This window comes from Kitasatospora sp. NPDC057542 (genome assembly GCF_042801945.1).
Lineage (GTDB): Bacteria > Actinomycetota > Actinomycetes > Streptomycetales > Streptomycetaceae > Kitasatospora.
The window spans coordinates 1-19589 of the sequence record NZ_JBHVFE010000131.1; the positions used below are offsets into that span (position 1 = coordinate 1).

A 19589-nucleotide genomic window follows, 5' to 3' on the forward strand; every position below is an offset into this window, starting at 1 on the left:
GGGTCTGCGCTGGCCGCCCCCGCCGCGCGGTTACTCCTCGTCGATCGGGCGCACGAACTCCAGGGTCCACGTTTCCTGGAACTCCGGCCGGGGATCGCTGAGTTGGATCTGCGCGCCGCGGTACGAGGCACGCCAGGCAAGGCCCTTCTCCGAGAGGACCTTGAGCCCGCCGATGACGCGCTCGAAGGTGAACTTCGCCAGCTCCTCGCGCGGAACGGCGTTCACCCAGAGCCTCTCCTCGGCGCCCACCAGCCCCGCGCCATCACGCGAGGCGAGGCGGACGGGCCTCCTTCCCGAGCCCGTGTACCTACCCGGACGATAGGCACCGCCCGGATGAGCAGGGAAGGGGGCCCGGCCCTCATATGGTCAGGTCAAAGCATTGGCGAGGGCCGGTCGGGCACCTTGATGCCCGACCCGCCCTCGTTCCTGCTCCTACCAGACCTCTACAGCTGTGCCCAGCCGCACGGCCGCCGGTCCGGGCCACCGAGCGGGTGCCAGACGAGGGCGGCCGGGCCGCGCTGGACCAGGTCCTCGGCCCGGGCAGCGCGGGCCGGGACGGCGGCGAGCAGCTCGGCGGTGGCCGGCTGTTCTTCGGCGGCGAGCCGCAGGTCCGACACTGCCGAGCGCCGAGGCGGCGGTGGTGCCGACCAGGACCACCAGCAGGCGCGGGAAGGTCCGCCAGCGTCGCTCCCACGCCCGCCCCGTCCCGCCGGGGCCCGGCTGCTCCCACAGTCGGGCGCAGGCCGCCATCTGCGCCGCGCAGTGCTCGGCGCCGACGTCGGGGCGGTGGAGCTCGACGAACGCCCGCAGCCGTAGCTGGCTGTCGTCGGCGTTCGCGGTGTACGCGAGTTCGGCGGCGGGCCGGTACGTGTCTTTGTCCGGGCCCGCTCGGTGTTCGGGGGCGGGGACCAGGTCGAGCGGCCGGCAGCTCTCCCCGCGCTGGCGGGCTTCGGTGACGAAGGCGGTGTGCACGCGGCCGAGGTCGAGCAGGTGACTGCGCCCGTACCGCAGGGCGGTCTGTTCGGCGGCCGCCGCCGGGCCGTCCGGGCGGCGGGCCTCGGGGAAGGTCGCGGTGACGGCCGCGCCCTGGCCGGCGAGGTGCCAGGCCTTCGTGCGGCCGGCCTGCGGCAGGGTGACGAACATCGGCCAGGCCCTCGGCGTGGAGGCGGGCCAGGCGCTTCTGGGTCTGCTTGAGGCCGGCCTGCCCGCCGAGCCCGCGAGCAGGCCGAACAGGAGGCGAGCCGCCCGGCCTGCACCCGCTGTTCGGCGAAGCTCACCGACGCCGAGTGGGACCGGGCCCGCTGGGGCGAGCAGCCGTGCACGTCCTGCCAGCAGGAGGAGTCCGATCGGAAGCTGTGTTGCATGGCTCAGGGGCCGCAGCCCTTATGCATCCTGGGGGCGCTCCAGCCCTGGGCGCTGCCCTGGGGGGAGTTTTGGTGGCTGGCCTTGGATGTCCACCTTGGAGAGATCGACTGTGAGGCCGTTGAAGGTGGCCGTTTCGAGTCTGACATCCGCCTCGCTGAAGGACGATCCGCCGAAGCTCACGAGTCCGTGGCCCGGGCCGAAGACCGCGTGGTTGAAATCGATCTGTCCCTCGTCGAACCGGGTGTCCCAGAAGCCAACCGTGGCGTTCGTGTAGGTGGCGTTGAACAAGACGGTGGCGCCGTTGAACACCGCCTGTCGGAACTCGGTGTCGCCGTCTGCGAACTGGGCGCCGCTGAAGTCGACCTGTCCGCCGGTGAAGTGGGCGTCGTCGAACTGGACGAGGCTCGCCTCGAAGACGGCGTTCCGGAACATCACCGAGCCGCCTGTGAATTGCGCGCCCCGGAAGACGATCCGGGGGCCGGCGAAGGTGGCTCCCCAGAACTCCACCTGACAACCGCAGCGGAACGCCGCGCCCTCGAACGTCACCTCGATACCGTCGTCCGCACGGAAGACGGCGCCGTGGAACTTCACCCGCCCGCAGAACTCGGCGTCCTTGAAGCTGCCGCCGTCGAAGACGGCGTGAGTGAAGTCGAAGTCGCACCCTTGCCAGGACTCCGAGAACGAGTACCACGACGGCCATGATGAGCAGCGCGAGCACAGTGAGGGAAGCGTCCAACATTCCTCCAGATACAGCAGAAGGCCCCCGTCGACGACGGAGGCCTTGGTGACTTGGCTGTTCGCCACATGCAAAAAGCCCCGCCGACAGGCGAGGCTTCGTGTGGGCAATGGGCACAGAGGTGCCCGAGCGATCTCAACTCTCCCACGAGTCTAACGATCAGTCAAATGGTGCGTTGTCCCAGCTCAGATACCGGCTATAGGTATGCGTCGATAACAGATCAAGGTTTCGTGACAGGCCCCGTTTCAGAGGCGACCTTGCGCGGTTTCGGCCGACGACCTGGCGGCATGCTTCGCGCTCGCCCCGGGGCATGCCAGCCCCTCGTTGCGCACTGGCCCCTCGCACTCGCGCTTTCCCCACCGCCCGCCCGGCTCCCGCCGTCCCCTGCCTGTGTACCCATCGCTACCACGCCCTGCCCGACCACACCGGCCGCCGCCTGGTGGATCTACTGAACCTGGCCCGGACGCGATTGGCCGGCCCGAGCGCAACGGCCAGGACGACTCGGTGCTCACCGTGCTGCTCATCGGCCCACACTGCTGACATCCCGCTACCCAGCCTGCGGCCCGCTCGTTGACCGGACATGGGTGCCTTGAACGACCGGACCGACACGCTGACTGGCGTCGCGAGCGAGCTGACCGAACAGGTGGCGGCCGACGGCTGGGCGCCGCCTGCCGCGACCGACACCCTCGGCGCCGTCGGCGCGCTGCTGCACCTCCTCGGCCGGCTCGGCCCCGAATCCGTCACCGCACTGGAGCCGGCGCTCGCCGCCACCGCCTGGGTGCGCGCCCTGCTCGCCGACGGCGTCCTCCCGGCCGCGCCGCCGTCCCGGCGCCGGTGGCAGGACGGGCCGCGGCCCGGCGACCGCCCCGAGGACTGGGCCGAACGCGGCCCGGCGACCGCCGAGCGGCTTTGGTTCGAGGAGCAACAAGCCTGCGGCTGGAGGTGACCGGGCACGGGCCGGCCGTGAGCGCCACCGCGGGCCCTGTCTACAAGCGCAGCACCTGTCGATTCACCAACGGGTCCGTACCCGGCCCGCACCACGACAACAGAAGGGGAAGGCCATCGTGCCGAAGATCCTGGAGGAGCGCGGCGGCCACCTGCCGCACCGCGACTACATCGCCCAGGTCGTCACCGAGCTGGAGGCGATCGGACGCGGCCCGGGCGGCTGGTGGCTGGAGGAGGAAGAGCCCGCCGGTGCTCGCGCGCTGCAGGCCGTCCTGGGCTGGGGCGCCGGGAACCACAACCCGTACGGCGACCGGGACGCCTCCGACGCCGACTGCCTGCTCACCGTGAACTGGGACAGCACCACCGGCTGGTCGTACGTCTTCGAGCGCGAATCCGACCCCGAGGCCTACCCGCCGATGGAGCTGGACATCCCCGTCGCCTCCGACCCGGCCGGCCTGGCCCGCGCCCTGGAGTACGTGATGGACGGCGAGACCGCCCACCGGATGCCCCACCCGGTCCGTTGGGAGGGCGCCGAACGCCTGGAGCGGGCGATCTGGGCCTGGCGGAAAGGGAGCTGACCGGGAAGCCGTTTGCGTGCTGCCGATGGCATGTTCGCGGCTGAAAAAACCCAGGTCAAAGCCCTGGCCACCCGCTGGCCAGCGGGTCTAGCATTCCCGCCACGGCGGCCTCACCACAGCACCACCGGGCCGCCGAGCAGAGCAGCCGCGACATGCCACCCCGGCGCTGCTGGCCTCCCACCGGCCGGGTCCCGCGGACCACCCCCCTGTCTCCCCGGGACCCGGCTGCCTGCACCCCGCGCCCGCCCGGCCGGGTGCGCGCAGTGGAATCCGGTCGCCGGGCAGCGGGCCGGGCCCCTACGCTGAGCCGCTCACCGACCCGCGAACCGGGGGAGACGATGACGACCGACACCGCTGGCGCCGAGCAGCGGCCGTGGCTGCGTACCGAGCACGGCGCCACGATCGGGTGAAGTGCGTCTTCGGTCCGCCGGAGCCGGGCGGCAGTCAGATCGAGGGCAAGATCTACTTCGACAAGAAGAACACGTTCATGTGATTTAGGTCACAAATTCGGGCTTGGTCGTGAAACGTTCCGCATGTTTCACGGCATGCTCTGAGCAGCGAATTTAGCGCCCTGACCTGCGCAAATGCGCGCCACTTTCCGAAGCCCGGTTTTGTCGGTCCTCTGTGATATCTCACCCGGCGGATGTCTCGCCTGTCGGGGTCGCGAGGCGGCGGAACTGTCCGTACCGGCGGATAGCCTCCTCGTACCTCGTGAGAGGAGCTCACCGGCCAACGCCCTAGGAAAGCCAGGCCGGTGAGCTCCCTCTTCGCGAGGCCGTCCGCATCGAATCAGGAGGCCAACGCTCGTGAACAGTAACTCACCAGGGTCTGACAACCGTGGCTGGTCCGGTCGCCGCCGGACCCTCTGGGCCGCGTTCTACGCCACTGTCACCGGGGCGGTTGTTCTCGGTGTCGTGGATCAGGGAACGGCGTCGCTCGCGCTGGCCACTGCTGCCGGCCCGCTCGGGATGGCGGCCGCGGCAGCAACCCGCAGGTAGCCGGGTTGAGGGCGTCGCCCAGCCGACGCCCTCAACCTGTCGGCCGTGGCACGCCTGGCGGCTTCCTCCCGCCAGCCCCGGCGCCGAAGCGGGACCGTCGGGGCTGGCGGCGCTACCGTGGGTCGGCGGCGATGCCCGCCTGGGTGGCGGCGTTCATCGTCGCGGTGAGGACAGGCAGCTCGCGCGTCGGGTCGTTCAGCACCGTGCCGGGCAGGGCTGCGGCGAGTGCGCAGACCGCGATCAGCGCGATCCGTTCGCCGGTCGACAGCTCCGGGAGTCCGTCGACGAGGATGCTGCCCGTGATGACGTCGGCCGCCAGGTCGTACGCAAGTTCTTCGGCGAGCTGGCTCTCGCCGCCGGGGACGATCTCCCGGCCGGCGGCCTGTTCGACGGCGTCGGCGGCCCGCTCCAGCACGGTGTGGTGGCCGGGCTGGAGCTGCCGTGCCGCGAGCCCGCACACCCACCCGGCCGCCCGCCGGCCCGCCTCACCCGCCTCGGCGAATACCTCGTTCACCGCGTGCTGCCGCTCCCGCTGCTCCTGGTCCCCGTCCTCGGCGGGCGGCTCGGTCGCCACCGGCAGGACGCTCACGTCTCTCATGACCGGTGAACCTCACCACCCTCATCGAGGTCACGCAACGCCGGTGAGCTCCGCCCCGCAACGCCGCTGAGTTTCGCCCCGTCAAACTCCCCTCCGCAGGTCACGACCGGTGCGGCGCCGATCCCGCCACGTGCGGTGCCACGTCGGCGGCGCGACCGGCGGCGACGGCCCGGTCGAGGTGGTGGGCCAGTTCGGGCAGCTGCCCGTCCGGGTCGCTATCGACGGTGATGGTGCGGGGCATCGCCAAGGCGATCGCGCCCACCGCCGCCAGGGCGACGCTCTCGTCTCGGCCAGGCCGGTCTCGCGGACCAGCACCTGCCCGCTGAGCACGAAGGCGAGGTCCTCGTCCACGCCGCCGTCCTCGTCGTCCTCAGGGTCCAGGTCCCGACCGCACGCGAGCGCCGCGACCGACCCGGCCGGGGACTGACCGGTCCCCGGTGGCGGGACGGTCCGACGGCCGCTCCGCCCCGCCGCGCGCAGCGCTGTCCGTGAGGCAGGGCGGAAGCTGGGCGTTCGGCTGCGGGAGCCGTGACGACCCGGCTACGGTGCCGGGAGCCCCGGCAAGGAGGAGGTGGGCGGGATGGAGTTTCCGACGCGCACGGCTCTGGCAGGACTCGGCCCGGCGGAGTACGAGGCGCTCGTGTCGCTGCGCGAGGCGGTGAACACGCTCGACGTCGAGCTGCGAACGGCGCTCGCGGCGGAGGACCGGGCCCGGGCATGGGAGGCCAACGCCGAGCACGGGGCTGAGGAGAGGCGGTTCGCGTTCGAGGTCGAGGCGTTCCGTGACCTGGGGCGTGCGGCGTTCCGGTGCGCGGACGAGATCGAGGTGCTGCTGTGGCGGTACGCCAGCGCGTTCACGGTGCTCGGCATCAGCATCCTGGAACGGCTGGCGGCCGGTGGTCCGCCGCTGTCCGACGCGGCGGTCGAGCGGCTGTGCGAGGAGCCGACCCTGGCCGAGTTCGAGCGCGCGATCTCGGTCCCGGTCGACGGCCTCCTCAACCGGGAGGAAGCGCAGCTGAACCGGCGCCGCGAGGAGCGGGCCAAACTGCTCGACTTCATCGAGATCGCCTACGAGTGCCTCGGCGACACCGAGATCGACAACCCCAAGGACCGGGCCACCGCAGCCGGCGCCCGCCTCTCGGTCGACCACCCGAAGAACATGGACCGCCCCTGGACCGGCGGCCATCTCGACACCCTGGTGGCCCTCGCCAGGCAGACCCCGCACGAGATCAGCCGCGTCCTGAAGACCTGACCCGCCACCGCCAGCCCGGCGGTCCACCACCCGGCTGCGCAGTGCGTACCGGCCGCGGTGGCGTCCGCAGGTTGCGACTCCGATGTACGCAGAGTGCAGCGCGTCGGATGCCATCGCGCTACCGGCCGGGCGACCACTGAGGCCTGGGGCCGGGCCCGGCTACGCTGCCCCCGGGGCGCCCGCCGGACCCGGGACGCACAACCACGGGCCATCGCCGGCGGGCGCCCCTCCGAAGCGGGCAAGAATCTATAAGCCACCCCCGCTGACCTGCTCTCACGTCACTGAACGCACGGCCCGGTCGTAGCGCGGGCAGACGTAGCGGGCGAGGTCGGGCGGATACCAGCGCTGACTCGGCGCGGTCGGCCGCCACGGGTCGACGGCCATACCCGCGGTGTCGAGCCCGCAGACCGTCACCGCCGCCGGATCGCCGGGCACGTCCGGGTCGGAGCTGGCCGCGTGCACGGCCAGGCGCACCGGGTCCTCCGGCTGCTCGACCACCACCACGATGCCCACCACCCCACTCTCCAGCCCGCACCGTCGGCCCCGCACCTGGAGAACGGTCGCCAGGACCACCCGCACCTGCCGGTGAGTTCTCCGCTGCCCTGGTGAGTTCCGCCCCGGGTGGCCGGTGAGTTTCGCCCCGCCGACCTCACCGGCACAGGTCACCGCCGTCCACGCAGCGCTGCTGCTGCACCGCAGCACGCCGGTGCAGCAGCGGGACAACAGGGTGCAGCAGCACCGCTACCCGCCGCGCCGGGTTTCGCCCCGCGCCCGGCAGCGAGGCGAAAGGCGGCCAGGCCGTCGGGCCCGGCGGCTACGATCCCGGGCATGGACAGCGCCCCGCCGACCGCCGCCACCGACCCGCCGGCCACCAGCGCGGAACCGGCCCGGCTGTGCGCCCGGAAGGGCTGCTCGAACCCGGCGCTCAAGGGCCTCACCGGGCGGCCGCGCACCTACTGCTCGCGGTCCTGCCGCAGCAAGGTCGACCGCGCCAAGGCCAAGGCCCGCGAAGAAGCAGCGAGCGCCGCTGCACCTGACCCGGCTGCTGCGCCGCCCGGTGCAGCACCCGCTGCATCTGCTGCACCGGCGGCCGCCGTCGGGGCCGACGACGTCCTCGCCCGCTGGGGTGAGGACGGCCGACACCTCCTCGGCACTGCCGACGCGCTGCGCCGCCGGCTGACGCGCTTCCTGGAGGAGACTGCGGCCGGCGATCCGGCCGAGGCGTTCGCGGAGCTGGCCAAGGTGCTGCCCGTCTACGGCACCCGTGCCTACATGGCCGCGCAGGAGATCCGGGACAAGGCCCGCTGGCCGCACCTGAACGAGCACGAGCGCCTCATGGCCCGCTCGCGCGAGCGGATCGACCGCTGGGACCACGATGAGGACCCGGACGACGACGTCCCGGAGGGGACAAACGTCCCGCGAGGCGAAACCCCGACCGCTTCTGCCCCGGCCGAGCAGCCACCCGCCTCCGCCCCTGAGCCGGACGCCGGCCCGGCGCCGACCCAGCAGTCGGCGGCCGCCGCGGCCGAGCAGGCCCGGCGGGAGGCCTGCACCGACCCCGAGCGCCGCTTCGACTTCCCCGACCTCCTCGACGACCTGGAGGTGACCTTCGGCCCCGGCTGGGAACTCGGCTCCTGGCTCACCCCCGACGCCCAGGGCGTTCTCCAGCTGCGCCTCGACAGCACACCGATCGGCTGGACCGCGCCCCTGCCCGACGGGCCGTGGGGACAGGCCGGCTGGATCGCCCTCCTCTACCAACAGGGCGGCGCCCGGCTCCTCGTCGACACCTTGTCCCGGCCCAGAACCCTCCCCACCGCGGACCTGGCGCTCGACGCCATCCTGCGCGCCCACCAGACCAGGTCGGCCTCCGCCCGCTGACCCGGCCTCACCAGGGCGCGGGGCCGCCGTGGTGGTGCCGGGCGACAGCCTCCAGTAGTGCCTGCCGCGCGTCCCACAGCCGGCCCTGCTCGGCGGCCAGGGCGTCGGCCGTCCACACCGGCAACGGCCGCCCGAGCGCCGCCTCGTTCAGCGCCTTCGCCAGCGCGGCCTCGGCCTGCTTCCAGTCCTCCAGCTGCCGGACCAGGCTTCGCACGAAGACGTCGACGGACCGGCCCGGGTCCTGCCCGTCCTGGCGGGCCTCCTGAGCCACCTCGCCGATAGCGTCCTCGTCCAGGTCCTCGAACGCCTCCGCCCACCGCGCGGCCACCAGCCGCTGATGGCCGGCCAGCAGGCTCTGCAGCTCGTCGTCGACTGACTCCTGCGACCAGGGAAGCGGGGACCGCAGGGCCCGGCCGACGACGGCGAAGGCCCGGCCGGCGACGCCCGGCCCCAACCCGGCGCCCCCGCGCCGCGGGCGGGGAGTGGAAGTGCTGCTCACCCCCGATCCAACGCCGCCGTCCCCGGATTCGTCACCCCGGGCCGCCGACCCGGCGGGGCGAGGCCGGCCGATCCGGCGTGCCGAAGGCCCGCCCGGGGTACTGTCCGATCAGAGCCTGAGCCGCCGTCACGGCGCGCGTACGGGCCCGGCGAGGCGAAAGAGCCCGCCGCAGTTCCCCGGGTGTCTCCCCGGGGCCGTCCCCGGGTGATGCCCCGGGGGGAAGCATTCGCCAGCCTTTCGACATTTACCCAGCTCAGCCCCGAGAATCGGGCCGCCCAGGGTTGCCGACAACCCTCTCCCTTCCCTTCTTTGAGCTGTTGGTGGTTGGTGGTGCAGTTGGGTAGGGCGGGCTCGGGTTCACCGCCGGGTCCAGTGCTGCCCTACCCGCTCCATAGCCGCTGGGGCCCTCCCCTTTCCCGGCCGGGCGGCCGGGTGCCTCCCGGTGGTCGGCGGGCGGCGGCGAGCGGGCGGGGCGGCTCCGGTGTCGGTGGTGTGCGGTACAGCAGAGAAGATCACCACCACGAACGACCGACAGCGCGGGGGCAGGGCATGGACCACGACCAGGACCACGGCCACGGCGACGGCCAGGGCGAGCGGCACGACGGCGAACAGCCAGCCCGGCCGGGCCGGGTGCACTTCCGCCGCTCCGCCCGCAACCCCAACGGCTCGACCGCCCCGCTGCGCGCCGACGTCCTCGCGGCGCTGGGCGTGCTGAAGATCGCCACCTACAAGCAGCTGCACGCCCTGATCGCCGCCGACGAGTACCGCGCCCACCACCGCGTGGAGCACGTGGCCGAAGCGGTCCGGGACCTGGAGAAGCACAAGCTGGTCGACGTCCGCGGCACCACCTCGCCGCCGGGCCGCCGACCCGCCCCCAAGACCGCCCCGGCCGAGGGAGCGGGCGCCAAGCCGAAGCCGGGCGGGCCCGGCGCGGAGAAGATCGTCGGCCTCACCCTGCTCGGCCTGGCCGCCGCCGCCGAAGCCCTCGGCGACGACCGCGACATGGGCGGCCACGCCCGCGGCGCCGGCCTCACCGGCGCCCCGCACGCCATGCTCGTCAACGAGCTCATCATCACCGCCGTCACCGGCACCACCACCCACGGCGCCCCGCCCCGCACCGACAAGCGACAGGCACCCCCGCGCCGCGCCCTGCCCACCGGCCCGCTGCCCGGAGGCATCGAAGCCTGGGCCACCGAGACGCCCCACACCATCACCGGCAAGTTCAACGTCATCCCCGACGCCGTCGTCCGCCTGCCCGAGCTCGGCATCCCGGTGGCCTTCCTGGAGCTCGACCGGGGCACCATGACCGACGTGCGCAAGGTCGCCGGCAAGCTCGACAACTACAAGCGCTACTTCGACCGCACCGTCCAGGACGGCGGCCAGGAGCGCCTCGAAGTCGAAGTCCGCTACAACGCCCCCGAACCCGAATACGGCTACAGTCACCGCCGCACCGTCCGCCCGCCCGTGCTGTTCGTCCTTGACCAGGGCACCAGAGGCAGCCGCCCCCGCTACAGCCCCGAGGCCCTGGAACAGCGCCTGAAGGACCTACGCAACGCCACCAGCGAGCACTGGCAAGGCTGGGCGCACGAGCAGGAAGGCATCGCCTACGCCACCTACCACGGCAAGATCCCCGTGCTCGGCACCACCGTCGAGCGCCTACGCGAGCACGGCTGGCAAGGACCCACCTGGTGGCGCTTCGGCCGGCCCGGCTGGCACTCCCTCACCAACGCCCTCAACGACGAACCCGACTGGGACCTGATCGACCAGCGCCGCCAGGCCCGCGAGGACCAGGAGGAAGCCGAGGAGCAGCGCGCCGAGAAGGCCAAGCAGGACGCCGAAACAGCCGCGCTGCGCAACGTGCTGCTCGCTGCCCGCGCCCACAACGACGCCCTGCACCCGTGCCACACCTGCAAGGGGCCGCTCGGCGGCGCCCACGATTCCCAGGACGAGCTGGACGAGAACGCCCACCCGGACCGCCTGGAGTGCCCGTCCTGCGACCGCCGGCGCCGCACCACCAACGGACGGCCGATCATCCTGGAGCCGCCCACCGCCCGCGCCCTGCGCCGGGCCGAGAAGAGCGGGCCGCCCGAGGACGACCCCTGGTGGCAGGTGCGCCTCCTCCACGCACATCGCTGGCCGAAGCAGACCAGAAGCAACGGCGAAACTCCCTACAGCATGACTCAGATTCCACACGGCCGGTCCCTGCCAGAAAAGCGCTGTGAAGTTGCATGACGGTGTCGCGGTGGGTTGCAACGGTTTGTCGTTCCGGGTACGGGTTGATGCCTGGTCGGGGGCGGTGCCGGTGGGCCAGCGTCATTGTGGTGCGGTTTTCGGCGTCATGCTGGTGACGTTTCCGCTGGTCGGTGTCGTGCGGTTTTCCATGTGCCGATAGTCCTGGCCCCACTGGCCTACCCGGGCGTCCCACTGTTCGGCCCGCGGCCCGTCGAGCAAGCCGCGGTCATCGTCGCGCTGTGCCACGTCCGTTTCCCGGCCGCCGTCCTGGGGAGAACGTTCCACCTTGCCCAGGCCGTCCTGGAGCAGCTCCACGCAGACCCGCTCGCCGAGGGCATGGGCGCCGTCACGGTAAAGGTGGGCGGCCGCGGTAAGCCCCGAGAGTTCCTGAGAACCTGGTAACTCCGTTTCTTGCCGCTGGCCGATCGGTATGCAGAGCGTGGGCGCTGGCCTGCATGCAGCCCAGTGTGCCTCCTCTTCCAAGGCAATGGCGGCGGAGGAGGCGCGCGCAGCGGGGCCCGCGCTTGTAGCGCGGGCCCCGTTGTGGTTGGTGGTGGGTGTGTCCTGTCGTTGGTTACTCGCGGTGCAGGAATTCCGCTTTGATGCCTCGGCCGAGGGCGGGGAGTGCGCTCAGTCCGGCTACGGCTGCGCCGGCGATTGCGATGGTGGCGACGGTGGTGAGTCCTCCGAGTGGGATTGCTCCGGAGGTTCCTCCTGCACGTCCGTAGGCTCGTCCGACGAGGATGGCGAGGCCGAGGGCCAGTGTGATGCCGGTGCCGTACGGGATGAGCACTTGGAGGAGTTGGGCGCGCCGCATGGTGGGCAGGGGGACGCCGACCACGGCTTGGAGGGCTACTTCGCGGCGGCGTTCGATGGCGCGGTCGATCGAGCCGACGGCGATGGCGGCACAGGAGATCGCGAGGACGAGGATGGTTCCGAGCGTGAGCAGGGCGCGGAACAGGGGGAATTGGTACTGGGCTTCGAGCGCGATGTCCGGGGTGGAGACGGTCAGGCTCGGGTCCACCCGGGCGGCCGCCGCGTTGAGCGCTTCGAAGGTGGACTGTTCGCCGTCGGTGACGATCAGGTACGTCGTGGCGGGCAGGGTTTCGGCGGACAGGCCGGGTGTGCTGGGTGGCAGCAGCATGTCGGCCGCCACCGGGGAGCCGTCGGAGACGGCGCTGCGGTCGGGGACCGTGAGGGTGCGGGTGGGCGCCGCCACCGTGACGGGGCTGGCGGCGGAAGCTGCCGGAGCCAGGGTCAGTGGTGCTCCGTTGCCGAGTCCGGCCGGCTGCCCGGACTGGGTGAGCCAGTAGGCGGTGCCTTCCTCGCAGGATTGTGGTGCCTTGTTGATCACAGCGGACAGTTCGGCGCAGGTGAGGACGACGGCGTTGTGGATGCGCGGGGGTGCTTGGACCGTGCCGGCGGGTGCCCCGGACGCTCGGCCCGGGATGCCCTGGGCGGGCGTCATCGTGACGGGTGTCATCGGTGTCTGGAGGCGACGCACGGGGACGACTGAGCGAACGCCGGGGATGTCGGCGAAGGTGGCGGCCGCAAGGGGTGTGCCGTCTGCGCTCTTCGCCGGCCCCTGGTAGACGCCGGGGGCCATGACCTGCACCCAGGATTCGGCGTCGGTGCGGGACTGGATTGCCGCGAGCATCGACTGCCCGAAGGCCCCGGCGAAGACCAGCAGGACCAGTCCGGAGACCACCCGGGTGGTGGCGGCGGCCTCGATTTCGAGCCGTCGGGCACCGAGCAGGACGGCGATCGACCGGGTCACCCGTCCGAGGAGCACGCCGATGCTCCGGGCGATCAGCGGGGTGCCGGCCGCGAGGCCGATGAACACCAGCAGCAGGCCTGCGGCCATGATGAGCAGCATCGAGGTATTCGGGTCGCCCCGGTCTGGCGGAGAGCTGGCCGCCGCGTAGCCGGTGACGGCGACACCGGCGGCCAGCGGTGCCAGCCGCCACGGGGAGAGTGCCTTCGGCATGGCGTCGGCCCGTCCGGCCCTTGTGGTGGCGGTGATCCGCCGTACCGCGACGGCCCCCACGCCGACGGCAAGAATGGGAACGGCGACGATCAGTGCGGCGATCTGCCACAGCGGGGGTTGGAGGTCGGCGGCGTACCAGCCGTAGCCCGCGACGGTCCATCGGGAGGTGAAGGGCAGCAGGGCCTCGAAGATCGCCAGGCCGGCGAGTGCACCCAGCGTCGCCACTACGGCGCTCTCTCCGGCGTTCACCACCTGTGCCTGGCGCGGCGTCACTCCGAGCAGGCGAAGCGCGGCCAGCCGGCGGTCCCGCGTGGCGGCGGAGAGCCGGGCGCAGGAGGCGAGGAACAGCAGGACGGGGGTGAGGACGGCGATCACGCCGACGATCAGCGTGATGGTGTTCTTGCGGGCGTCCGCGACAGCCCCGGCCTCAGCCACCACCGCTGGGCCGGTGACGTGGTGCGCCTGCGGGCCGTACCCCGCGGGTTGCTGGGTCGGGGCGCCCGGGGTGCTTGCGACGCCGACGTACGCGAGCAGTTCGTCAGGCTGCAGCAGGCCATCGGCGGTGATCGTCTCGGTGGCCCGGCCGGGCAGCCGGTCACGCAGTGCCTGGTTGCCAGGCTTGTCGTAGAGCGCGCGCAATGCGGGCGAGAGTGCCACTTCGCCGGGGGCCGGCAGGTGGTTCAGACCAGGCGGCGGGGCGGCGGCGGCCTCGGGCACGAGCTGGCGTTGCAGGGGCCGGCCGTACCAGCTGTCCGACACGCTCTCACCGAGCAGACCGCAGCCGGCCGCTGCCCGATCGTCCGTGGCCGCGCAGATCACCGTGCGGGCGTCGGCCCGGTCCGCGCGGTGCTGCAGCATCCCCGGGACGGCGATCGCCAGCAGCAGGACGACCACGCCGAGTGCCGTGCCGCCGGCCATCAGAACGACCCGGGCCCAGCCTGAGCGGCCGTAGCCGCGTACCAGGCGCACGCCCAGGAGTAAGGGGTAGAAGCGGGCCCGCATCACACCCGCTCCTTCGTCCCGACCACCCGGCCGTTGCTCATCACGATCTCGCGGTCCGCGCAGGCCGCCACGCGCGCCTCATGGGTCACGACGACCACGGCCGCACCCTGCTCCCGGGCAGCCGTGGTCAGCGCGGTCAGCACCCGCTCGCCGTTGACCGTGTCGAGCGCGCCGGTGGGCTCGTCAGCGAAGACGACCTTCGGACGGTGAATCAACGCCCGTGCCACCGCGGCTCGCTGGGCCTGACCGCCGGAGATCTGGGAGGGGCGCTTCGCGGCGAGGCTGGCGATCTCCAGCCGCTCAAGCGCCTCCGCCGCCTGCCGTGCGGCGTCCTTGCGGGTCACTCCGGCGAGCCTCAGCGGGAGTGCGACGTTTTCGAGCACGGACAGTTCGGGGATCAGTTCGCCCAGCTGGAACACGAAGCCGAAGTCCCGGCGACGCAGTGAGCTGCGGCCCGACTCAGGCAGGTTGTCAATCCGCTCGCCGTCGAGGTGGACGCTGCCGGCCTCCGGGGCGAGGATGCCCGCCAAACAGTGAAGCAGCGTCGACTTCCCCGAGCCGCTCGATCCGGTCACGGCCACCACCTCTCGCGGGGCGACTGCGAACGAGACCTCGTCCAGCGCGCGGGTCGTGCCGAAACTGAGGCACAGTTCCTCGGCTACCAGAAGATTCATTACCTGCCCTCTCGCGTCTTCATAGGTGCGTGGCGATCATCTCACCATTCAGAGATGCTGACCCCTCGTTCAGTAAACGGAGCTCGGTATTCCGACTAGGGTGCCGAGTATCCAGCCACCTCGATGAAGACCTCTTGGTACACCCGGTTCAGACTCTGAGAGCAGGGGAACGCCGCAACGGCGGCAGAGACCTCCTTCCAGCGAAAATCCTGGTACTTGGAGTTCGCCTCTACTCGGGTCTGGAGCCCACCGCTCACATATGGCGTTCCACCGGGTTTGCTTCCATGCAATTCATTCATCACTCCGCGATATTCGTCGCGCAGTCGCTGGATTAACCCAAAACACCATGGAAGCATCACCAAACCCCAGTGAAACTCCGCAATGTCACGGCATTCTGCCGCTCGGAGGCCCATAGTTGGCAGTCAGGGTTGCCGCATAGACGTCCGGGACGGCATGACGCCCAAAGGCCAGCGAGAGATACGACTCCAGTGCGCCTGACACCTCAAGGAACGGCCCGAACTGTTCGCGCCATTCATTCCGTGTGGTCACATCCGGAAAGCCCCGAAAAATTGCAACCTCGGGATCCTTTTCGCCCCAGCACCCCCACCTTCCGGAAGGGCCTGTCACAGCGATGACATTGGCAGAAATCGCAATCGACTCCGCGAAATCATCGTTCGACGTAAAGCCGACCTTCTCCCAGTAGTCGTCCATGCCTGCGTCGACGGACAACGAAATCGTCGGGCATATCCGACACTCCGGGAGGTAGAAATCGTCGACACCTGGTTCCAGGACCAGTAGTTCGATTCGATCGTCGCCATGCCACCGGGCCATCGCGCGGAGTGCTGGCCAGAATTCCCGGGTGAGGACCGCGTCGAACTCACAGAACAACGATTCCCCCGCGACCCCCTTGAAGGCCTGGTCGGGCAGCCTGGCGTCGAGGTCGAAAACGGACGCGCTGCGGGATCGGACGTCGAGGTAGCCGCTGCGGTCAATCACGGTCAGGTCCTTTCTTTTCACTAGTCCTCCCCCGGCCTGATCTTGATATCGGCTCGCCCGGACCCCCAGGGGTGTTTCAAAGCAATGCCGCGAAGTTACGGCTGAGGTGGCACTGTCAAGGCGTCGGCGGAGGGTTCGCGGAGGTGGACTGTGTAGGTCGCACGTCTGGCTGTCCGGCTCTCGCGGAGAGCATGGACCTGTTTGTAGGAGAACGGTGAGACCGGGCGCTTGACCGCGCGGGGGCTGACACGATCCGCGCGTCGTGGCGGTAGGAGTTCGTTGGTCAGCAGCTGGTGGAAGGTCTCCGGGCCGCCGGGCGAGGCGTGGTCGGCTGCGATGACGCCGTGACGTGCGGTACGGACCGCCACCGTGAAGGAGACCCGGTCCGGGTCGACGCCGACGCGGCGAGCACTGTGATGCGATACCCGCCGCAGGACCTGATAGACGTTCAGATAGGCGTAGATCTCCTGCTCGACGCCTTCCGGGCGCTGCGACCGCAGGACCCGGTCTGCTGTTCGCAAGGTCACCTTCAGTCCGAAGAATGCGATCTCCACCTCCCAGCGCTGGTGATAGAGGGCCGCGAGTTGGTCGGCGGGATGGCGGCGGGGGTCCATGCGCGTGGTCAGCAGGCGGTAGTGCTCGGTTCGGCTGGCACCGTCGCTGGTGGCCACTGTGAGGTGGAACTCGATGACGCGGACGTGGTGCCCGTTGGCGGCGCGGCAGCCGCGCCTGGGCATCAATTCAGCGAATCATCCATACCTCATCGGGCAGCCAGTGGGGAAGATCGTGAAGCGCTTCGGCAGGGTAAAACACGGGGCGACTGAGCAAGCGATCACCATCCCGCTGTACATTGATCGTCACGCCCAGCGACTCGGAGGTAGGTACGCCTGCGGACATGTATGCGAGCTCGTCATCCGACGAACAAGTCTCAGCGCGATCGCGCATCCACTCTTCCAGGACGGATGGCACCCGACCGACAAGTGCCATACCGTCCGTGAAAACCTGCGGTCCACACAGGGCGTCGACCACGACGCCCGCAAGGCGTCCATTGTTGTAGTAGAGGACCAGCCCGAACTCCCGATACTGGCTCCTCGCAATCTGCCAGCTGTCTCCATGTCCGCCAGATTCAGTGTGCTGCACAACCCCTGTTGCGACGTCGCTCAACGCATCCTCAGCCTCAGACGGACTCATGCCAAAGCACAGCGGTCCGACCTTCATATACGGCTCCGACATCCACTGCTGTCGCTCATCATCCGACAGTACATGCCACCATCCCTTGAACATGAACGAAGTCTACGGGCAGCCCTCTGTGACAGGTTTGGGTGCGCATCGCCCTCGATGAGGGGCAGTTCGGCGACTGGTGGGCGTTGGCTGGCTGGACGGTCAACCCGACGTCTACCTCGTGACGGGCGAGGGCCATCAGGTCGGCTGGGTCGAGTGCGGCCTGACCGGCATCGGCGACCGATGGGTGGCGGTGTACGAGGGCTACTTCATCGGCGACATCAACACCCAGGAGGCGATGCTCCACGACACCCCCGAGCAGGCCGCCTTCACCGTCCACATCGCCTACCTGCAGAACCTCTGACAGTCCGGCGCCCGTGATCCCGGTCTGTGTGAGGAGCCGTTGTTGTACCGAGTGGTTCGCTTGGCGTTCGAACGAGGTTCCCGGTCGAGTGATCCTGCGGCAACCCGGGCATGAAGACAGGGCCCCTGGCGCATCTCGTGGGTGTTGAAGCCCGAGACGTTCCAGGAGACCCTGTTGCCGCAGTTGTACGCGTTCGCGCCGGCGAAGTCCAACTCGCCTTCTCTTACGTGTGATTGTCTCGCGCACCTGTACGGGAATGCGGCCGATCGCCCCGAGCGGGAGCGGGCCTACCCCTCGGACATGACGGACGCGGAGTGGGCGGCCGTGCGCGATCTGCTTCCCGTCCCCGCGTGGTTGAACGGGAAGGGTGGACAGCCGGAGGGCTACTGCCACCAGCAGATGATCGATGCGATCCGCTACCTGGTCGCGGGTGGCATCACGTGGCGGGCGATGCCGGCCGACTTCCCCGCCTGGGACCGGGTCTACGCCTTCTTCCGGCGCTGGCGCGACACCAAGCTGATCGCCGAGTTCCACGACCGGTTGCGCGGAAGGGTCCGCGCGAGCGAGGGCCGCGACGCGGAGCTGACCGGGGCGATCATCGACTCGCAGTCGGTGAAGGGCGCCGCCTCGGTGCCGGCGACCTCACGGGGCTTCGACGGCGGAAAATTGATCAACGGTCGCAAGCGACACGTCATCGTGGACACGTTCGGCCTGCTGCTGATGGTGCTGGTCACCCCTGCCGACACCACCGACCGCGACGCCGCCTGCGGCATGCTGAAACACCCCCGCGCCCGCTACCGAAAGCTCCGCCTGGTGTGGGCCGACGGCGGCTACACGGGCCGCCTGGTCGACTGGGCCCGCGAGACACTCCAGCTCACTCTGGAGATCATCAAACGCAGCGACGACATGAGCGGCTTCGTGGTGCTGCCGAGACGATGGGTGGTGGAGCGCACGCTGAGCTGGCTGATGCGCTCGCGACGGCTGGCCCGGGACTACGAGACGCTGCCTGCCAGCAGCGAGGCCGTCACCCTGTGGTCCATGACCATGCTCATGGGACGCCGCCTCGCCCGCCACCGGGACCACAAGGTCACCTGTTTGCCCGTCGCGGCGTGAACACCCCGGGCCGCTCCTCGGTCAGCCAGCCCCGCTCCACCAGCCGCTTCGCCTTCGACCGCACTCCCTCGACTTTCGCCGGGACCCGCTCCAGGCCCATTCGAGAGGCCAACTCCTGGGCCCGCAGCCCCGTCCCGCCTGCTTCCGCCTCCAGCATGCCCACCAACCGCCGGTAGTCCGGCGCGAGCGCCTCCGTAGTCAGGCCCTCCCGCCAGACGGGCACCACCGCCCCCGCTACCGGGACCTTCACCACCGCCGGCACCGGCACCGGCCGCAGCGGTTCCTCAGGCTCCGGCTCCGGCGCGGCCAATGCCTCGGCCAACTCGGCGAGGGCGATGGCCCGCCGCTCCAACACTGCTTCCGCCTCGGCCAGTTCGGCGAGAATCCGATCGGCCTCCACGCGGAGCTCGTCGACCCGCACCCGCGCAGCCGTCTCCCGAGCCTCCAGCAAGCCCATGACCGACGCCACCGACCACCTCCGTGTCATCCCGGACGAACGCGCCGGCCCGACTCTTCCTCGACACCACGGAGTTCATGCCCGACCAGCGGAAACCCACCGATCACGTGCTGAAAGACAACACTTTCTCAGGAGACGGTCGGCGGCCTGAGCCCTGGCTTGGCGCTGACTGACACGGGCTACTCCGTCCAGCAGCACCAACAGCGTCCGAACGGTGAGCCGAGCAGAATGTTTTTCGTCGACCGCCAGCTCACCGCCCGAACCAGGATCAGCGTGTCCCACCGCTTGGAACTGAAGAACGGTATCGAGAACCAATGGCAGCTGCACGGCTACAAGCAGGTCAAGCCGATCTGGACCCCCAGCGAGCCGGAGAAGGGTACGGACTACAACTTCAGCGCCGAAGCCTCCGGGGGAGTCAGCGTCTACGTCAGCCTCGTGCCGGGACCCGACCAGATGCTCACCCTCTCCATCCGCGGCGACGGCGTCGAGTACGCCCCGGACTTCGCCAGGCCCACCGAGACCCTTCGACCGGACATCGACGACGCCCACTGGTCGACGTGAACACCCTCGCGCTGTCCCGCCTCGTCGCCCAGTACGCCGAGATCACCCAGCTACGGCAGCAGGCCGCCGCCAACACGAACGTGCGGCGGCTGCCCGGGCCCGGCAGCTGCACCGCCACCGGCGGCACGAGCAC

General features: G+C 70.6%; 22 protein-coding genes. 8 read left to right on the forward strand and 14 right to left on the reverse strand.

What is annotated here, in order from left to right; all coding sequences use genetic code 11:
- Positions 1-30 precede the first annotated feature (30 nt).
- The 3 genes from ACFU7Y_RS18540 to ACFU7Y_RS18550 all read right to left on the reverse strand — a co-directional run bounded on the left by ACFU7Y_RS18540 (position 31) and on the right by ACFU7Y_RS18550 (position 2169).
- Entirely contained in the window at positions 31-225 is a 195-nt protein-coding gene (locus ACFU7Y_RS18540; RefSeq protein WP_380768821.1) for a hypothetical protein, read from the reverse strand.
- A 207-nt stretch (positions 226-432) separates the two neighbouring features.
- Complete coding sequence (locus ACFU7Y_RS18545; RefSeq protein ID WP_380768823.1) at positions 433-1143, reverse strand: hypothetical protein; 711 nt, start codon at positions 1141-1143, stop codon at positions 433-435.
- Between the two features lie 240 nt (positions 1144-1383).
- Complete coding sequence (locus ACFU7Y_RS18550) at positions 1384-2169, reverse strand: pentapeptide repeat-containing protein (protein WP_380768824.1); 786 nt, start codon at positions 2167-2169, stop codon at positions 1384-1386.
- A 521-nt stretch (positions 2170-2690) separates the two neighbouring features.
- Here ACFU7Y_RS18550 and ACFU7Y_RS18555 point away from each other — a divergent pair.
- On the forward strand, positions 2691-3047 hold the full coding sequence (locus tag ACFU7Y_RS18555; RefSeq protein WP_380768825.1) for a hypothetical protein: 357 nt from the start codon (positions 2691-2693) through the stop codon (positions 3045-3047).
- Positions 3048-3165: 118 nt separating this feature from the next.
- The gene (locus ACFU7Y_RS18560) at positions 3166-3624 is read left to right on the forward strand and encodes a hypothetical protein (RefSeq protein WP_380768827.1); all 459 of its coding nucleotides are present in this window, start codon (positions 3166-3168) and stop codon (positions 3622-3624) included.
- Between the two features lie 1110 nt (positions 3625-4734).
- Here ACFU7Y_RS18560 and ACFU7Y_RS18565 read toward each other — a convergent pair.
- Together ACFU7Y_RS18565 and ACFU7Y_RS18570 are read right to left on the reverse strand one after the other, a co-directional pair.
- Complete coding sequence (locus ACFU7Y_RS18565; RefSeq protein ID WP_380768829.1) at positions 4735-5220, reverse strand: hypothetical protein; 486 nt, start codon at positions 5218-5220, stop codon at positions 4735-4737.
- 100 nt (positions 5221-5320) lie between these two features.
- A complete protein-coding gene (locus tag ACFU7Y_RS18570; RefSeq protein ID WP_380768831.1) occupies positions 5321-5482 on the reverse strand; it encodes a hypothetical protein in 162 nt (53 codons plus the stop codon).
- A 318-nt stretch (positions 5483-5800) separates the two neighbouring features.
- Here ACFU7Y_RS18570 and ACFU7Y_RS18575 point away from each other — a divergent pair, with 318 nt between their 5' ends.
- Positions 5801-6472, forward strand: coding sequence for a hypothetical protein (locus ACFU7Y_RS18575; RefSeq protein ID WP_380768833.1), 672 nt, complete (start codon positions 5801-5803; stop codon positions 6470-6472).
- Positions 6473-6745: 273 nt separating this feature from the next.
- Here the strand turns inward: ACFU7Y_RS18575 and ACFU7Y_RS18580 are convergent, their stop codons facing one another.
- The gene (locus tag ACFU7Y_RS18580) at positions 6746-7021 is read right to left on the reverse strand and encodes a hypothetical protein (RefSeq protein WP_380768835.1); all 276 of its coding nucleotides are present in this window, start codon (positions 7019-7021) and stop codon (positions 6746-6748) included.
- Between the two features lie 279 nt (positions 7022-7300).
- Between ACFU7Y_RS18580 and ACFU7Y_RS18585 the strand changes: the two genes are divergently transcribed.
- Positions 7301-8350 (forward strand): hypothetical protein, encoded by a 1050-nt coding sequence (locus tag ACFU7Y_RS18585; RefSeq protein WP_380768836.1) that lies wholly within the window; start codon positions 7301-7303, stop codon positions 8348-8350.
- A gap of 7 nt (positions 8351-8357) precedes the next feature.
- Here ACFU7Y_RS18585 and ACFU7Y_RS18590 read toward each other — a convergent pair whose 3' ends face one another.
- A complete protein-coding gene (locus ACFU7Y_RS18590; protein ID WP_380768838.1) occupies positions 8358-8849 on the reverse strand; it encodes a hypothetical protein in 492 nt (163 codons plus the stop codon).
- 549 nt (positions 8850-9398) lie between these two features.
- On the opposite strand from ACFU7Y_RS18590, the gene ACFU7Y_RS18595 reads away from it, so the two are divergent.
- Positions 9399-11081, forward strand: coding sequence for a hypothetical protein (locus ACFU7Y_RS18595; RefSeq protein WP_380768840.1), 1683 nt, complete (start codon positions 9399-9401; stop codon positions 11079-11081).
- An 81-nt stretch (positions 11082-11162) separates the two neighbouring features.
- On the opposite strand, the gene ACFU7Y_RS18600 is transcribed toward ACFU7Y_RS18595, so the two are convergent.
- The 6 genes from ACFU7Y_RS18600 to ACFU7Y_RS18625 all read right to left on the reverse strand — a co-directional run bounded on the left by ACFU7Y_RS18600 (position 11163) and on the right by ACFU7Y_RS18625 (position 17024).
- A complete protein-coding gene (locus tag ACFU7Y_RS18600; RefSeq protein WP_380768842.1) occupies positions 11163-11396 on the reverse strand; it encodes a hypothetical protein in 234 nt (77 codons plus the stop codon).
- A gap of 259 nt (positions 11397-11655) precedes the next feature.
- Positions 11656-14070, reverse strand: a complete 2415-nt coding sequence (locus ACFU7Y_RS18605; protein ID WP_380768844.1) for an FtsX-like permease family protein — start codon at positions 14068-14070, stop codon at positions 11656-11658.
- A complete protein-coding gene (locus ACFU7Y_RS18610; protein ID WP_380768846.1) occupies positions 14070-14744 on the reverse strand; it encodes an ABC transporter ATP-binding protein in 675 nt (224 codons plus the stop codon). The genes ACFU7Y_RS18605 and ACFU7Y_RS18610 overlap by 1 nt, the downstream gene beginning before the upstream one ends.
- Positions 14745-15128: 384 nt before the next feature.
- Positions 15129-15740: a hypothetical protein gene (locus ACFU7Y_RS18615; RefSeq protein WP_380768848.1), complete on the reverse strand. Its 612-nt coding sequence runs from the start codon at positions 15738-15740 to the stop codon at positions 15129-15131.
- A 95-nt stretch (positions 15741-15835) separates the two neighbouring features.
- Positions 15836-16477, reverse strand: coding sequence for a hypothetical protein (locus ACFU7Y_RS18620; RefSeq protein WP_380768849.1), 642 nt, complete (start codon positions 16475-16477; stop codon positions 15836-15838).
- Between the two features lie 4 nt (positions 16478-16481).
- Entirely contained in the window at positions 16482-17024 is a 543-nt protein-coding gene (locus ACFU7Y_RS18625) for a hypothetical protein (protein ID WP_380768851.1), read from the reverse strand.
- A 76-nt stretch (positions 17025-17100) separates the two neighbouring features.
- On the opposite strand from ACFU7Y_RS18625, the gene ACFU7Y_RS18630 reads away from it, so the two are divergent.
- Together ACFU7Y_RS18630 and ACFU7Y_RS18635 are read left to right on the forward strand one after the other, a co-directional pair.
- Complete coding sequence (locus ACFU7Y_RS18630; protein ID WP_380768853.1) at positions 17101-17325, forward strand: hypothetical protein; 225 nt, start codon at positions 17101-17103, stop codon at positions 17323-17325.
- Between the two features lie 300 nt (positions 17326-17625).
- A complete protein-coding gene (locus ACFU7Y_RS18635; RefSeq protein ID WP_380768855.1) occupies positions 17626-18438 on the forward strand; it encodes an IS5 family transposase in 813 nt (270 codons plus the stop codon).
- Here ACFU7Y_RS18635 and ACFU7Y_RS18640 read toward each other — a convergent pair.
- The gene (locus ACFU7Y_RS18640; protein WP_380768857.1) at positions 18413-18907 is read right to left on the reverse strand and encodes a hypothetical protein; all 495 of its coding nucleotides are present in this window, start codon (positions 18905-18907) and stop codon (positions 18413-18415) included. The two genes, ACFU7Y_RS18635 and ACFU7Y_RS18640, sit on opposite strands and share 26 nt — an antisense overlap.
- Before the next feature lie 261 nt (positions 18908-19168).
- Between ACFU7Y_RS18640 and ACFU7Y_RS18645 the strand changes: the two genes are divergently transcribed.
- Positions 19169-19456, forward strand: a complete 288-nt coding sequence (locus ACFU7Y_RS18645) for a hypothetical protein (protein ID WP_380768859.1) — start codon at positions 19169-19171, stop codon at positions 19454-19456.
- Positions 19457-19589 lie beyond the last annotated feature (133 nt).